The organism is Roseivirga spongicola (assembly GCF_034376045.1).
GTDB lineage: Bacteria > Bacteroidota > Bacteroidia > Cytophagales > Cyclobacteriaceae > Roseivirga > Roseivirga spongicola.
Map to the genome: position 1 here is coordinate 3,736,109 of NZ_CP139724.1, position 16,009 is coordinate 3,752,117.

Sequence of the window (16,009 nt, forward strand, 5' to 3'; positions counted from 1 at the left end):
TTATCTTTTAGAAGCTTCGTATTCACTCAAAATTGAGTCGATTTCTCCGGTTTTAAATATCTCTCCTTTTCGCAACCAAATCGCCTTATTACAAACAGAACGCAATGACTCAAAATCGTGATCTGCCAAGATTATTGCAACACCTTCATTCTTTATACGTTCAATTTTTTCAATACACTTAATCTTAAATCCTTTATCCAATACTGAAAATACTTCATCAGCCAATATGACTTTAGGTTTATTTGTCAAAGCAACACCAAGTGCCAAACGTATAATCATACCGTTTGAATAACTCTTAACCTTCATACTCATAAAGTCTTGCATTTCGGAAAAGCGAATAATCTCGTGCAATTTTGAGTTAATTTCAGTCCTAGATAGGCCCATAAGACCACCTAAGAAATAAACATTTTCCTCACCGGTTAAATCCGGGTGAAATCCTGCTCCTAATTCAAGCATGGAAACAAGGCGACCACTTACTCTTAAGTTTCCTTCTGATGGTCGAGTGACACGACTAAGGATTTTCAAGAGTGTAGACTTTCCAGATCCATTATCACCAATTAGAGCGACATGATCTCCCGCATGTACGGTAAATGAAATATCTCTTAACGCATAAAACCCATCTTTAGCGTGCAACAGATTATAGTGTTTAAAGTAGTGTTTGCTGATATTGCAGGCCTGTACCATACTATCTAAATTTTATCCGAAAGAGTTACATCCTCATAATTAAAAAGCACTAAACCGCATATGCATATGAGAAATGCACATACTGAGTAGATTACAACTATATGCGTTGAAATACTGTGATTAAAAATACCAAATCTAAAAATCTCCAAAATCCCCGTAAAAACATTCAGCCTAATTAATGCTCTCACCAAGCTATTTTCAATGGTCAAATTAATGTCAAAAATGATTGGAGAAACAAAAAAGAAAGCCTGCGTCAATAGCGGTTGAATTACAGAAAACCCCTTAAACCGAACAGTTAACACAGAAGCAATTAGACATAATCCTACCCCAAAAAGTACTAGATCAATAATTGACAGAAGAGTGAAAAATGCAAACTGATAAATATTAACATCAAGATTAAAGTACAACAATGCAAAAAGAAGCGCCATAAAAGAAATTGCAAGGTCTGGTAATTTCGAAATCACATGACTAAATGGCATTAAAAATCGGGGAAAGTAAACCTTCTTAATTAAACTAAAATTATCTTGAAAGCAGCTAGCAGAACTACCTGTGCTTCCAGCCAAAACGTTCCAAAAAATAAAGCCTGAGTAGATGTAGAGGATGTAATTTTCTAAATCAGAACCAACCTTATTCCCAAGAACAAAAAAGAAGATAGCTGTCATTATCATTGGGTTCAACACGCCCCAAAATAAACCCAACCAAAAGCTATTATACTGTAGCCGGAGGTTTCTCCAACTTAGCACATATAGAACATTACGATATTTAGAAATGAGTCGTAACTCTTCCCACAGAATAGGCTTACTAGAAATTAAAAACTCTTCCTTTTTCACTTTAATAGAATTTCATTTCCTCCAGTAAATCCCAGACCAATCTATCCATTGATAGCTATTACTAATATTTCTTTTTTCTCTAAACTCGTCAACCGCTTTCTTACAAGGAGGCAACACTCCATAATCATCCACTATAACAAAACCACCTGAAACCACCCTATCATACAAAGCGTTAAGAGAGTCCATGGTAGATTCGTAAAGATCTCCATCGAGACGGAGCACGGCTATTTCATTTATAGGTGCATTGGGCAAAGTGCTGGAGAAAAGGCCAGGTAAAAATTCAACATTCTCCTTTAGTAAATCATATTTATCAAAGTTGTTTTTCACCTCTTCAAGCCCAACTGCCAACCCGGGAAACACCTTTTTGCTAATGTCGAACTCTTTGTCTTCTTCCAATTCTGGGACTGGAACACCATCAAAAGAATCTGCCACCCACACCTTACGATCATGTTCTTGGTAAGCCTGAAGAAGACCTGCCATAAAAATAGTGGCACCACCATTCCATACTCCGCACTCAATTAAATCTCCTTGAATATTCTCTGAAATTAGTTGTTCAAAGCATCTCTGAATATTATCCATTCTTTTTCTTCCTATCATAGTATGAGCATATACCAAATGTTGAGACCCCTCAGCTAAGTGCCTCCCTTCATTTCTCCTCTCTTTCATGAGTTCGAACTCGGAGGCATAATACTTTTTAATATTATGAAGCTTCTCATAAGCGATTCTCCTGTTGAGTAAAGACTTGCCCTGTACCCAACCTTCAGCCAAGGCTTGTATTCTTAACTCATTTTCAAGATAATGCTCATTCAAAAGAGCCATTTTGAGGAGATCTATATACCTTTTCCTTATTTCCATAATAAAAGTACTCTTTATTTACTCGCATTTTTCTTAACCAAATCATGCAGATATGGATAAAGATTATCAAAAATTAATTGATGCCCCTTTACGTTTGGATGCCCTCCAAAATCTAGAGTATAATCGGCTGCTTCATTTGGATGTAATGCTTGAGAAATATCTAGGACATTAATACCCAACTCCTCCGCAATCATCAGGTCTAAATCATTTTCCTCCCATTGGTACTCAGAAAATACAGGCATATTTACTATCAAAAGTTCTACTCCCGACTGGTCACAAGCTTTCTTAACCTCAAAAAAAATCTTATTTAAAATCCCTTCCTTTCTCGAATCTAATAGCTTATCTAATGATTTTCCTTTGGTCCTTAACAAATTTGAAGATTCATATAAATCGTATATAGCACCATCATATTCGAGAGAAAAATCATATCCGCTCAAACGATTCTTTATGTGAATCCATTCTAGGTGAGGATGGTAAAACATTAGCAAAACGTCTGGGTTAAAGTCCAAAATCTCTTCTTTAGCGGTATACGCTGAGTTGATAAATAGACGTCCAGGCACAGAAAAATTTAGAATATCGAAATTGTATCCTTTGCTTTTTAGCTCCAACTCTATTAGATCGTCAAACCTCTGCTCTTTGGGAATCATCCAGCCCATTTCGACAGACCCTCCTGCAAGTGCTATGCGATACTTATTATCAATTGGGGTTTTCTCAATATCATCATCCCTCATTCCCCATTGATTAATATCAATTTCTATTCCTGTAACATCAGTTGTTTTAGAAGCGGCTAAATTTGTATATCTAGCATCGTTAGTTTTTAGCAAGACCTTTTTGCCATAGATTTCCTGTCTAAACAACTCAGACATTATATAGTCATTATTACCGTTGATAATAGGGCTCATCAGACTATGATTATCTAACATATTGTCATAATACCCTGCCAACTGTACCTCTCTATCATCAGGGTTTAGGGTGAAGTGAAATAGAGCCTGTATATTTTTCCCTTCAAGCCTTTCATTCCAAAACCCTTTCAAAGTAGCAGTATTAAAAACTAATACTAAGGTTAACATCGCTATTGGCCAAAACAAGTTGGGCATGATTATATCGGAAATTACTTTATTGTTTTTTCGAAGGAGAAAGTAATTCGATACCCATAAGGCAAGTAGCGGCACAACTAGAACCAAAAGTAGTTCTAGTATCTCACTAGTCTGACTGGACCATGAATTTCTAATTAACCACCACCAGCTTGATAAGCTTTCGCTGGACCAAATAGACCAGAGAACGGACATTATTAAAAAGGTACCCAAGATTTTTAGAGCAGCATCAAAAGCTTTACTAGCAACACTCTTCTCTAAAGCTCTTTTTGATGAAAGAATTGTACCGAAGGCTATAGTAAAGCCAAAGAAGCCCCAAAATATCACATCGGTAACATCTACATCAAAAACACCCGTCAGCCAGAAAAACTGATAATCATGAAGAAGCAGAGTGATAGCAAATGATAGTAGAGTCACCCAAAAAATAGCCACTTTAGTTCCGTACTTCTTTAGCCTAAAATACAGTGGATTGAAGTAAACCTTGACAATAAAGTCTTTCCAATAAATGTTGATTCTTCTCCATAAATCACCAAAGCCGGAAGCAGCAAAATGGTTCTTAAAAATATCTGGTAAATCATAGCCCAAAAGGCATAACACACCAACAGAAAAATGAAAAATACCTGAAAGTCTGATTGTCAATAAATAAGAAAACACGAGGTATTTAAGCAAATTAACCTGAGTAGTAAGTTCAGAAATCTCTGGCAATAAATAGGAGTATATTATTCTGTATACGAATAGGTGAAATACTCCTTTCGCTACTAAACCAGCTCCCCTCTTATATATTTCCAATTCATCTCTCTGATAGTAATTACTTTGATAAAGCTTGTAATCAACTACAGGAAATAGAGGAAAAATAAGGTTTGGAAGAAGTAAGAAATACCCTAACTGATCCGTAAACGAAAGCTTAGTTCTCTGATATTTCATCTCATAAAGAAACAGTATCAACCTGAACATGAACATACTAGAAAGGATCACCAGCATTGAGGAGCCTAGCCAAGGTACTCGCCAAACACCACCTACAACCAATGCAAAACAAACCGCGATGGATATCAGCATTACCTTCTTCCATCTTATATCTAGAGTTAGATTACAAAGAGCAAGAATTCCTACTGAAAACACCAGTAACAATATAGCCTCTAACGGAGGAAGAATTAGGAATAAAACTCCCGCGGTAGACAGGGTACTGAAGAGTCTCCTCCGTTTAAGAGGAATTACCGCATTCAACAAAATTATGAGTATAAAAACAGGAAATATTCGTGGAAGATTAAATGCCTCTTCAATATTGAAATGCCATAGAAAGCCAGCTACAATTACAAGCTGAGCAAATATAAATATGAGGCCTCTATGTTTATTTAGGGTATTCATTTGCTCTCAGAACCAAAACGAGTTTTAATAAAGGCTGTAAATGTGGCCAATTGTGAAATACTGAAAAGAATGGAGGTAGCTATTCTTTTGGAAAAGCTTAATTGCGCGAACACAAATGGCCATTTCAATAAGCCCCAATAAAATTGAGCCCTAAACGGCATTGGCGGCACATCATGTTCAGTTAGCACCTCTCTATATTGGTCAATTGCCTCTCCATACTTTCTGTGCAACCTCCAAAAAGAGAAGAAGCCCAATCCATGCGCATGATCAATAATTGCCTTCTGCTCATATTTCATTTGAAAACCTCTGGCCAACCATTTGGCGCAGAAGGCCCGGTCTTCCCCAGCAGAGGTTCGGAAGTGTGTATCAAACCCTCCCACCGCCAAAAAGGTCTTTCTATCGACCAGTAAATTATTAGATGTAAAAAAGTACCAAGGTGTTTCTCTAAAGTATTCATATAAGTAAGAAACAAGACTTTGACTGGCATCTGAATACAGATTCCTACCCAATTTGTTCTGCGTTTTACCCCCAACCATTACACCCTCTTTGGCTGCATTCATTAAATGCTCCAACCAGTCTTCTTCTGGCTCACAATCATCATCTAAAAAGGCTATAAACTCACCCTTAGCCATAGCAACACCATAATTTCTTGCTTTAGCAGGTCCTGAATTTTCTTGATGTAAAAAACTACAGCGCAAATCTGGTTGGAAGAACTCTTCAATACTTTTCAACGGAAACTCTCCTCCATCATCGACCACTATTACCTCCCAAGCACCTGAGTAGCTTTGGTTCAACAGAGCTGTCAAACATCGGTTTAATTGGTCAGGCCTGTTATATGTAGGAATTATAATTGATACTAACACTCCTTCACCTTTCTACATCCAGTTGATAGACTATAATATTGTTATAGACTGCTGAATCGATCAACCGTAAATCTCCGTAATCCACTAATCTTTCAGTAATCAAGAACGCAGAAGACTCATCAGCACCAAGTGCATTTAAGGCTTTAAGCTTTTGAATACTCAAAACCATTTGTTCATCCAATCTATCCACAAATAACAATGAGTCTAGTTCAAAAATATACGAGTCGGTTCTTTCTCTAATTGCAAACTTGTTTATTCTTCTTCTATTATTAATACTTGAATTAATATTAAAAAATATATTCGACTTAAGTGATTTGGATGGTTTTCTCTGAACAATAAACTCTGAGATGTTCTCATCTTGAACTTGAATCTTACCATGCCTATAGTAAGTCACACCATACAATATCAAATACTGAGCTACACATATGATGATAGAACTTAGTCCTAACAAGATTATACTTCCTGATGATCTCTCTTCAATAATTGATAGAAAATATGCAAAACATAAGCCCAAAGGAACAGATAAAAACATAAAGGCGTGTCTGTGAACAACAAACCACTGCAACATGAATACTAATAGTATGAGAAGAGCTATTATGATTAAACTGAATGAATACCAAAGTCCACTGTATTGCTCAGTCTTTAATAATCCGATAAGTGATTTGAGTGAAAGTTTTGAAAACTGCCTTTTTAAAAAAAACAACACAAAAACACTAAAAAACAAAAGCACCATCTGTTTGGTTCCCATCCATAAATAAGGAGCATTTCCGTTAAACAGGCCTAGTGTCGAATGCTCTTCTAATGCAAGAATAAGCGTACTATCTGTTGAAATCGAATGGAGAAAAACAAGACTAAGGATTACTATAAAAAAAAAAGAAAAAATAAAGAACCTGTTAACCTTACCATGCCGCACTTTAGAAAGAATATGATAAGTGATATATGCCGGCAAAAGAAATATGATAAACCAATGAAAGAAAAAGCCTATAACACAGACAACCGCAAAAACTCCAAAGTAGAGTTTCTTAGGATTGGCAAGAAGTAAAATTGCTAGTAGCCAGAAAAGATTAACCCAGATGTCTGAATATATGTAATAAGACGACTCTAGATTAACAGGTAAAAGCATAAAGACAATCGAGGAAATTAGGGAGACCCTTATTGATAATCTATGTTTTTTAACAAGTAACCAATAGAAAAACAAACTGGTAATCCCATAAATAATTACAGAGAAGTATCTAGCAGCTTGTATTGATTCTACCCCCACTATCCCATACCATTTACTTAGAAGCCAAAAGTGCAAAGGTGGCCAATTTCTATAAAAATGAAACTCACCATTATTTATATATCCTTGATTTTTGAAGTTGATAAGGTCAAAATAATTAAAATACGCTTTACTCAAAGCCATCCCCACCGGACTTAGATCAACGTCAGCATTTCCATAAAAAAAACATTCATTAGGCATAACTGCAATAACTACAGAGCACCCTGATAAAAAAACTATCAAACCGATAAGCACTTCTACGTAACTAGGCTTCCAATTCTTCATTATATATCATTTCTGTATTTACAGCCCATATATTACTATGATCAGTTACCTTATTTATTAAGTTGTCTACAGCCTCTTTGGCAGTGAGCATAGAATGATCTTGATTATTATATCGATGGGTTCCATTCCTTCCAATGAGATAGAGGTTGCTTATGGAGTTAAAGTAGGTTTTAACCTTACTGAATTCGTTATAGCTTCCCACATAAGAAGGATACGCCTTAGGCATCTTAACTACAGTACTGTCCAATACTTTCGACCTATCGATAATTCCGATCCTAGATAGTTCCTCGATTGCCAAAGCAGTCAAATCGGTTTCCGACAGTGTCCATAGATCATCCCCCTTTTGGCAGAAATACTCAGCACCAATCCAGTACTTGCCCTTTTCAGCCACCATATATGGGCTCCAATTATGAAATAGCTGAACTCTGCCGAGTTTGACATCACCTTCCTGAATGTATAGCCAATTATCCTTTACATCCAAACCATTTTTGTCTTTGAGTACAAGTTCATCAAGCAACAACCCAACAATCAAAAACTCTCTATACTCTAAGTCAGAGGCTATATTGCGAATAGCATTCGGTACAACACCATTCATACTGCGAACTAGGTTTCTTACAGGCATGGTAGAAATAATGTCTTGACATCTTATCAACTCCCTTTCTCTAGTAACCAAGTTTGTGCATGTAGCTCCGCAAACTTGCCCACTCATAAAATCAATAGAGTCAACTACTTGATTTAACCTAATCTCTACACCATTTTCAATACACTTAGAAGCAACGGTCTCCCATAACTGCCCAGGCCCGCATTGAGGGTAGAGAAAATACTCAGTTAAGGTTTGCTCAGTTTCTTCACTAGCAAAAGACTGTTTTGAAGGATAGAATAGTGTGGTGAGATAATGCCTTATTATCTTTCTTAAACTAAGTCCCTTTACACGTTGACGCCCCCATTCCGCACTGATTTCGGTGCACTTTTTGCCCCATACTTTTTCAGTATAGTCTTTGAAAAACGTTGAATACAACTCGTAACCAAATCTATTCACGTAAAAGTCTTCTAAGCTCTGTTCTTCTTTTCTAGGAAATACCCTGCTGTAAAGAATTGAAAACAGAATCTTTATACTCTTCCATAAACCGATTTTAAGAAGGGTATTCAAGTTCAACTTAATAGGGTATTCAAAAAGCTTTTTGTTGTAGTAAATTCTTGACTTTCGAGGCCTAATAAGCATATGAGGCCTATCAGGGCTTGCTCTTTGATCAATTTTTATAGTCTTCTGCCTATTATGATAAGTGGCTACCACTTCATCTTCAGGAGCCAGAATTGGAAGAAATTTTTGCCACCAATTCAACACCCAGTCGGACTTAGAAAAAAACCTATGCCCCCCTATATCTATTTTATTGCCTTTATAGTCTACCGTTTTACTAATTCCTCCCACCTGACTATCTGCTTCAATGACAATTATCCGCTTCGAACTTCTAGTTGAAAGCTCGTAAGCTGCTGTTAAACCAGCAGGACCGGCCCCAATTATGACAACAGTATTATTTCCCTCGTTTATCATACCTTGGGTTTAGTTGTATCGTAGATAAGAGATGAATCGGCAAATGAAACACTGTTCTGCTTTTGTCCCTTGAAAAAGTGTGAAACCAGACCTAATACCAAGCCAAAGGCTCCACTAATTAAGTAAGTCCAATGCAAAATGATCACTATAGGAAGCTGTTGACGAAAGTGTTTAGAAAGGAAAAAGTAAACGTTTCTCTTTATTACTAGCAGTATTAAAAAGAAAGCAAGAGAAAGAAAAAGCGCGTATGTGTAAAATAAACCAAAACCGAGACTGATCAACAACATGCACAGTATGAATACAGCGGCCCGTTCGGAATTCTTCACATTCAAATCTCTCTTTCCCCATTGTTTATATTGAAAGAGAAGTTCGGTCCATGGTTTTGCTCTTAAAAACACATCCGTTTCAACCATACTTTTAAAAGACCACTTTTTCAGATGTTTAACTTGTAATTCTTTATTAAGCTTAATTCTATATCCTTTCAATTTTAAGCGATATCCGAGTTCAATATCTTCGACACTTGGTTTTGAAAAATCCGTATTGAAACCACCTATTTGTACAAAAGCATCTTTTCTAATGGCTCCACAAGCCCCCCAAAATGTGCTAGCCTCATCTGAGGCTTGCTGATGAGTATAATAATGGAGAAGATTACGAAATCTGGATACTACCGAGGTTTCTGCGGGTTCATCATCATAAGAACCTATTAGGGCATCAGGAGCGTTGGGAGATAAAAAATGATCTGCAACCTTAGAAAGAGTATCGGCACTTATTTCTACGTCAGAATCAAGAAAAAACAAGACATCTGCTCTTGCCTGAGAAGCTCCGATATTTCTTGCGTAAGCAGGTCCATAAGATTTATCCAGGCTAATAACTTTTAAATCAGTAGAGTCAACATTATCGAAAAACTGGTTCGCCCTATCAATTCCATCCAGAACCAAAACTACCTCGGCCAGATTTTCGGTAGAGTAAGACGAAACGGCATTCAAACAACGCCTGAGTTTCGAATCCAACACATGGGCTGCAATGACTATTGATATAGAGGAGCTCATTGTGGAATTATCTTTCTTATTTTTCTGCTTAGCAAGATTCATTTTCTTAACCTCCGGTACGGCTATATAGACAACATACTTTTTGTACAAACCTGCGAAGTTTGAGTATCCGTATGATTAGTAAGGTGACGAAACCTTTCTACCATTTTTGCACTTGACAACACCTCTATTGCTTTCAGGTAGTTCTTATGGTTGGAAAAAAAATCTCCTGCCAGAACTAAGTGCATTATGCCAAAAACTGTATCCAGCTTTTTATACTCACTTATAGACCCATGATCTAATTCTGAAAATTTAATGGCATCTGGGTTATAGAAAGTTGTAATCATTAATTCCAATAATTGGTATGCCCCAGATATCTGAGAGTAAGCATCAATAAGCTCACTTTCATATTCACCTTCATTTATATTAAGAAGGGCATTGGTTACCAACATCGCACTTTTCATTCCTACAAACACTCCACTGGCAAACATAGGGTCTAAAAAAGATGCGGCATCTCCAATTACGGCAAACCTATCTCCATACTTTTGTGAAACATCAAATGAATAGTTACTATTGACAGCAACCTCCATCGCCATTTTAGCACTCGTCAAGACTTCCTTACCTAACCTGCAAGAGTTAACCTCACTTATATAAAAATCTCTCAGCCAATCACTTGAACTACTTTTCTCATTTCTTTTCTTGCTTTTGAAGTAATCTAGCTCAACAACTACTCCAACACTAAGTCTTTGGTCAGAAACTGGAATCATCCAAATCCAACCCTTCTTTCTTCCTTCTAAGGAAACAATCCTCAAGTTTCCTTCCTTCAATATTGGGTCTAGTTTAGCCTTTTCCCAGTGAGCAGAAAGGGCAATGCGTTGACTAAGCTGTGGTTGATTTCTTTTAGTACCCTGCAACTTTCCGAGAAAAGCGTCTTGCCCGCTAGCATCAATTAGAAAATTAGCAAGGAAACATTCCTCGCTTTTGGTAACGACTTTCACATGTTTGTTTGATGAAAAATCAACGCTTGAAACTTGTGTAGCTTCCAATACCTCAGCACCAAGTTCACGACTTCTTTCCAGTAGAATTTTATCGAACCGATCCCTTTCCACGTGAAAGGATAAGTGTGAGTCGTCCTTAATGAGGTGATTAAAACACCAGTTAGAACTATTGGTATTATCGGAATTAGAAAATGTAACACCCGGTTTTCTTTTAAACTCCTTTTCCATTTGACCCAGCACTCCCAAATCTTTGAAAAGCCCGTAACAAAATGGCAATAAAGATTCCCCCACATGAAACCTTGGGAACTTTTCCTTTTCCAGCACCAACACCTTGAATCCATTTCTGGCTAAATTAGAAGCAGCAGTGCTACCTGCCGGACCACCTCCTATAATGACAAAATCGTAAACCTTATCCACTGTTATACTCTCATCATTTTTGCAATAACACTTCTTTGAACTTCCGATGTACCTGAATAGATGGTACTGGCCATAGCGTCTCGCAACAGACGTTCTGCTTCATGATTCTCCCTAAAGGCTTTACCAGCATAAATTTGAAAAATTGATGTGGCAAACTTTTTAAAAAACTCACTCACAAAGAGCTTACTGGCAGAGGCTTCCATCGTGCTCATCTTAGAACTACCAAGTTTCCAGGCAGCCTGATAAGTCATAAGTCTTGAAGCCTCCAATCCAACTTTTAAGTCAGCCAATTGATGACTTATTGCTTGATAACTCCCTATTGATTTATCTCCCGATTTCCTCTCTTTAACAAAGGCAATTGTATTCTCTAAAACACGACTCATAGCGCCCAAATGGATGGCTCCCAAACAGGTTCTTTCCCACTCCATGGACTTATTAAAAATCATTGCTCCGGCACCAGCTTTGCCAAGAACACTATTTGTTGAAAGTTCTAAATCTTTAAATCTAGCCTCTCCCATTTGGCATGTCCTCACTCCCATTTTATCTACTGAATCTGTAAGGGTTAATCCAGGCATTTCTTTGCTGAGCAAGAAAGCAGATATACCTCCAAAGAAGCCTTTCTCTTTATCGGTTAAAGCATAGGTTAGTATAACATCTGCCACAGGACCATTAGAAATGTAACTTTTGTGACCTTTTAAAATATAATTGTCTTTACATGCTACAGCCGTGGTTCTTACATCATATGTATCAGAACCGGAATGCGGCTCAGTCATGGCATTCCCCGCTATCCATGTACCATCGCAAAGCTTTGGTAAAAAGGCCTGCTTTTGGTCATTGCTGCCATAAAGCCAAATAGGAACGCAGCAGGCCAACATATGCGCTGACACAGCAAAACAAAGGCCTCCATCTTCGCAACCTTCTCCAAAAGCCTCAAGAGCTAAAACAGTGGTTAATGGATCAAGTCCTCGGCCTCCAAACTCTTCAGGAATACACAAACCAGGCAACTTAATTTCACCAAGCTTACTCCAGAGACTTCTATCAAAAAATTGATTTTTATCTCTAGTAACTATGTCCTCATTCAAATGCTTTTTTGCAAAGTCTAAAACCTCATTTTTAATATCCTCTTGGTATGGTGAAAAAGAAAAATTCATAGTTACTTCACTAGTAGTTTAAGGTCTTGATAGTTTACTTTTTGCGTACTTGTAAGAGGCAAATCATCTACAAAAAACCACTTATCCGGGAGCATATAAGATGGCAATTTGTGCTTAACATAGTCTTTCATTTCACCTATGCTAAACTGCGGATTGAAGGCTACAACAAAAGCAATGATACTTATTTCTCCTTCTTCACTAACTTCATTAATTACCGCTGCTCTGGAAATATTCTCATTACTATTTAAGACCGTCTCTATCTCATCGAGTTCTATCCGGTAGCCTCTCTTTTTTACCATGCGGTCTATTCTACCCAAATAATTGAAGCCTCCATTTTGAAGTCTTTGTACCCGATCTCCAGTTCTATACCAGGTGATCCCAGAACTATCCTCAAAAAATTTAGACTTATTTAATTCTGGCCGATTTAAATACCCCGGGCTCACAGAATCGCCACTTACCACTAACTCCCCTATTTCACTCTCCAATCCTTCCTCATTCAGGATTTCGCATTGAGTATGACCACAATTCACACCTATTGTCCTGGAGTTAAATTCATTTGGAAGATTCTTTGGAATGGTCCACCAAGTACACACGTTGGTTTCTGTCGGCCCATAGAGATTATAAAAATCAGCCTTGTTCCATACTTCTTTTACTGAAACTAATTGCTCTTTAGGAAAAACTTCACCCGCATAAAATACATGTCGGATTGAACTGTAATTTCTCCGTTTCAACTTTCCATACCTAAGCATGAGCATGAGAATTGTTGGGGTTGAATACCAAACCGTAATCTCCTTTACCTCTATAAGCTGAGCAAGCAACAGAGGATTGCGAATAGTTTGTTCATCCATTAGTACCACCTTAGCACCATGCACCATAGCTACAAAAATGTCGAATACCGCCAGATCGAAATGAAAAGGTGCTACAGAGCTGAAGATGTCATTTTCTGAAAAACTAAAATTTATTGAAGCCCAATTGATAAAACTGAGTGCATTTTTATGCGTTATCATAACTCCTTTCGGAACACCTGTCGATCCGGATGTATAGAGAATAAACGCTAAATCTGATGGAAGTTTTAGCTCTGATTTACACCAATTCAGTTTTAAAATGAGCAAAGAGGTATTTGGAATCGGTCGTTTATCAACTATAGGGATTCCTTCAAGGTCTAATGAGCTCTTATCGTCACTATTCAAGATTAAAGCTTGAGGCAAACTATCACTTAAAATTGCCTTCAACCTATCCAATGGTGCCAGCTTATCTACGGGTATATAAACACAACCATTTAATACGGCACCCAATAATACAACCAAGGTATCGATGCTTTTTCCGGACCAAATAGCTACCCGGTCTCCCTTTTCAATTCCAATGCTATTGAGAAAATCTAACAACTGGTTTGATCTCCAATTAATCCCTGAATAAGTCAGCTCTTCAACCCCAGGCAAATCAAATGCTGGATTATCAGGATAATCAGAGAAAGGTGTTAGAAGTATGTTGGATAAAAGCCTATCCACCTTTATCCTTGACGTTTACGCTCTACGAAATTTTCAATCAAGATGAGCGTATCTAGATTATCCCTATCTACCTCATGAGCATCAAACTCTATGTTAAATTCTGTTTCAATGAATTCGACCAGTTGTAAAGTGGTGATTGAGTCAACAATTCCACTTGAAATCAGGGTGGTAGTATCAGATAGCTGTCCAGCCTCATTTTGATCCAAAACATTCTGAACCAAATAGTCTTTTAGTCTTTTTTTTATTTCCATTAGTCTCTTTCTCTATCCAGCTTGTTCAGAAATTAGATACCGAAACCTTAATTATAAGCCTATTAATTCATTTATAAGTCGATAAACAAAATATAATTGTCGCGCAATTCGAAGCTCTTCATATTGTCCTATTCTAAGCTCCTTTCATTTTAAAAACTCATTCACCTCAACGCTCTTCACTTGAAAAAAGCCACCCGTTCGGTGGCTTTTTATTTTGACTATTAACCTCAACCTTCAATAGCCATCAACTTATTTCTTTATGATGGAAAGCTCCACTCTCCTGTTGAGTGCCCGGCCTTCGGCTGTGCTGTTGTCTGCTCTTGGGTTGGCTATGCCATAACCTTCGGCTTCTAACCTATCTGCTGCTACATCTTGGCTTACTAAGTAGGCTTTTACTGCTGCTGCTCTTTGTTTGGATAGCGCTAGGTTCGACTGGGCATTACCGCTATTGTCGGTGTAGCCCGATAGCTTCAACCTGAGCTCTGGGTTGGACTTGAGTAATTCCACCACCTGATTGAGCGACTCAAACGACTCTTCTTTCAGGTTGGCACTGCCAGAGTTAAAGGCGACTGATTCTGTGGCCAGGCTCAAGGCTTTCTTGATCGCCCTTTCCTTCTCCAAAGCCAATCTCTCCAGCTCTTTCATCTTGGCCCTTTCAATCTCTTCCACCCTTCTGCGCTCTGCTGCTGCTTCTTCGGCTTCTTGCTTGGCTTTCTCCACTCGCAAGGCTTCCAGTCTGGCTGCTTCTATCTTGGCCAACTCTTCTTTTTCAATCTTTAAGAATAGGGCCTTATAGGCTTCTTCTGCTTTCTTATTGACTTCCTTCTTCTTGCCTTCTTCCAAGCTCTTCAAGTAGCACAAGGCTTTTTCTTTGTCTTCTGGGTTCACCAGGTTTTCATCGAAAATGCGTTGGTCTATGATCCTGTTCACTACGGCTAGCCCTTCTTCTTCACATACATTGGCCTTTTCTTCCGGGGTGTTAAGCTGATAGTGAAGCCCAAACTCATTGAAGCCATCAGCCAAGAACGGGGCGTCTTTCTGTCCAAAATCATAGTTGTAGGTGAACAACAGCTTTGGCAACAGCTGAGCTCCAATACCAATGGTTGGTCCGTAGTTATCGCGGTAGCCCAACGAGGCTTTGAACTTGTCTTTGAAGTCCAACTCTCCCATTACATCCAGTTCGGCACCAATGGTTTCTCTCAACCTCACTCCCAAATATGGGGTGAAACTCAGCTCTGGGTTGATGGTGAAGCCATATCTTGCTCCACCTATAAAGTCAGGCACGTTGTCATCGTTAATGCGGATATAGGCATCGTCTGACAGGCTTTGGTTGATTACCGTTGGAACGGCCACATCTATGCCCAGTCTACCTTTTCGGTAACTGGCCGAAAAGTCTACACTCAAGGAGCTTCCATTGTTACCCAGTAAGTCTACCAGCACATTGTCCGATGGGTTTTCTGGGTTCACTCTTTCTTCGTTCAGGCTGAAGAAGGAAAGACCAACTTGGCTACCTATACTCAGTCCATCGTTTGCTTCGCCAAACAGTTTATAGCCTATGCCTCCAGAGAATTTGACCTGACTGGTGAAACCAATGTCGGCTGTAGTTACATTTCCTGTAAAAGCCAGCTTATTTCTAAAAGTAGAGTTATAGGCCAGGGCGAAGTTCTTTGGTGCCCCGACCAGCCCCCCAAACTGGTCGCGGTACACCAAACTTATGTAACGATGCTCCTGAAAGACTGCCCCCGAAGGGTAGGCCAATGTGCCTGCATTGAAGTACTGATTGTACAAGGGTACTTGCTGTGCCTTTACGCCTATCGCTATCAAAGCCATAGTAAAGACAAGGATGAATTTGTTTCTGATGTTTTTCATT

14 protein-coding genes are annotated in these 16,009 nt (G+C 38.3%); 1 reads left to right on the top strand and 13 read right to left on the bottom strand.

The features are described 5' to 3' along the window. Genes T7867_RS16645 through T7867_RS16660 form a run of 4 tightly spaced genes read right to left on the bottom strand, consistent with a single transcriptional unit; the run spans position 1 to position 4,387 of the window. Entirely contained in the window at positions 1–684 is a 684-nt protein-coding gene (locus tag T7867_RS16645; protein ID WP_068221841.1) for an ABC transporter ATP-binding protein, read from the bottom strand. A gap of 5 nt (positions 685–689) precedes the next feature. Next, a complete protein-coding gene (locus T7867_RS16650; RefSeq protein WP_157717650.1) occupies positions 690–1,514 on the bottom strand; it encodes an ABC transporter permease in 825 nt (274 codons plus the stop codon). A 12-nt stretch (positions 1,515–1,526) separates the two neighbouring features. Beyond that, positions 1,527–2,369, bottom strand: coding sequence for a TylF/MycF/NovP-related O-methyltransferase (locus tag T7867_RS16655; protein WP_068221837.1), 843 nt, complete (start codon positions 2,367–2,369; stop codon positions 1,527–1,529). Positions 2,370–2,383: 14 nt separating this feature from the next. Continuing rightward, positions 2,384–4,387 carry an SGNH/GDSL hydrolase family protein gene (locus T7867_RS16660; RefSeq protein ID WP_157717649.1) on the bottom strand — a complete coding sequence of 668 codons (2,004 nt, stop codon included), beginning with the start codon at positions 4,385–4,387 and terminating at the stop codon, positions 2,384–2,386. Positions 4,388–4,415: 28 nt separating this feature from the next. Between T7867_RS16660 and T7867_RS16665 the strand changes: the two genes are divergently transcribed. After that, positions 4,416–4,784, top strand: a complete 369-nt coding sequence (locus tag T7867_RS16665) for a hypothetical protein (protein WP_157717648.1) — start codon at positions 4,416–4,418, stop codon at positions 4,782–4,784. A gap of 40 nt (positions 4,785–4,824) precedes the next feature. Here the strand turns inward: T7867_RS16665 and T7867_RS16670 are convergent, their stop codons facing one another. The 9 genes from T7867_RS16670 to T7867_RS16710 all read right to left on the bottom strand — a co-directional run bounded on the left by T7867_RS16670 (position 4,825) and on the right by T7867_RS16710 (position 16,008). Beyond that, on the bottom strand, positions 4,825–5,691 hold the full coding sequence (locus tag T7867_RS16670) for a glycosyltransferase family 2 protein (protein ID WP_068221833.1): 867 nt from the start codon (positions 5,689–5,691) through the stop codon (positions 4,825–4,827). 4 nt (positions 5,692–5,695) lie between these two features. Further along, on the bottom strand, positions 5,696–7,234 hold the full coding sequence (locus T7867_RS16675; RefSeq protein ID WP_084375687.1) for a glycosyltransferase family protein: 1,539 nt from the start codon (positions 7,232–7,234) through the stop codon (positions 5,696–5,698). Further along, complete coding sequence (locus tag T7867_RS16680; RefSeq protein WP_068221829.1) at positions 7,215–8,786, bottom strand: NAD(P)/FAD-dependent oxidoreductase; 1,572 nt, start codon at positions 8,784–8,786, stop codon at positions 7,215–7,217. The genes T7867_RS16675 and T7867_RS16680 overlap by 20 nt, the downstream gene beginning before the upstream one ends. Beyond that, a complete protein-coding gene (locus tag T7867_RS16685; RefSeq protein ID WP_068221827.1) occupies positions 8,783–9,925 on the bottom strand; it encodes a glycosyltransferase in 1,143 nt (380 codons plus the stop codon). Before T7867_RS16685 ends, T7867_RS16680 begins: the two co-directional genes overlap by 4 nt. Next, complete coding sequence (locus T7867_RS16690; RefSeq protein ID WP_068221825.1) at positions 9,898–11,229, bottom strand: NAD(P)/FAD-dependent oxidoreductase; 1,332 nt, start codon at positions 11,227–11,229, stop codon at positions 9,898–9,900. Before T7867_RS16690 ends, T7867_RS16685 begins: the two co-directional genes overlap by 28 nt. A 2-nt stretch (positions 11,230–11,231) precedes the next feature. Next, positions 11,232–12,380 (bottom strand): acyl-CoA dehydrogenase family protein, encoded by a 1,149-nt coding sequence (locus T7867_RS16695; protein ID WP_068221823.1) that lies wholly within the window; start codon positions 12,378–12,380, stop codon positions 11,232–11,234. A gap of 2 nt (positions 12,381–12,382) precedes the next feature. Next, entirely contained in the window at positions 12,383–13,888 is a 1,506-nt protein-coding gene (locus tag T7867_RS16700) for an amino acid adenylation domain-containing protein (protein WP_068221821.1), read from the bottom strand. Between the two features lie 2 nt (positions 13,889–13,890). After that, positions 13,891–14,139, bottom strand: coding sequence for a phosphopantetheine-binding protein (locus T7867_RS16705; protein ID WP_068221819.1), 249 nt, complete (start codon positions 14,137–14,139; stop codon positions 13,891–13,893). Positions 14,140–14,388: 249 nt separating this feature from the next. Beyond that, positions 14,389–16,008, bottom strand: a complete 1,620-nt coding sequence (locus T7867_RS16710; RefSeq protein ID WP_185101271.1) for a PorP/SprF family type IX secretion system membrane protein — start codon at positions 16,006–16,008, stop codon at positions 14,389–14,391. Position 16,009 lies beyond the last annotated feature (1 nt).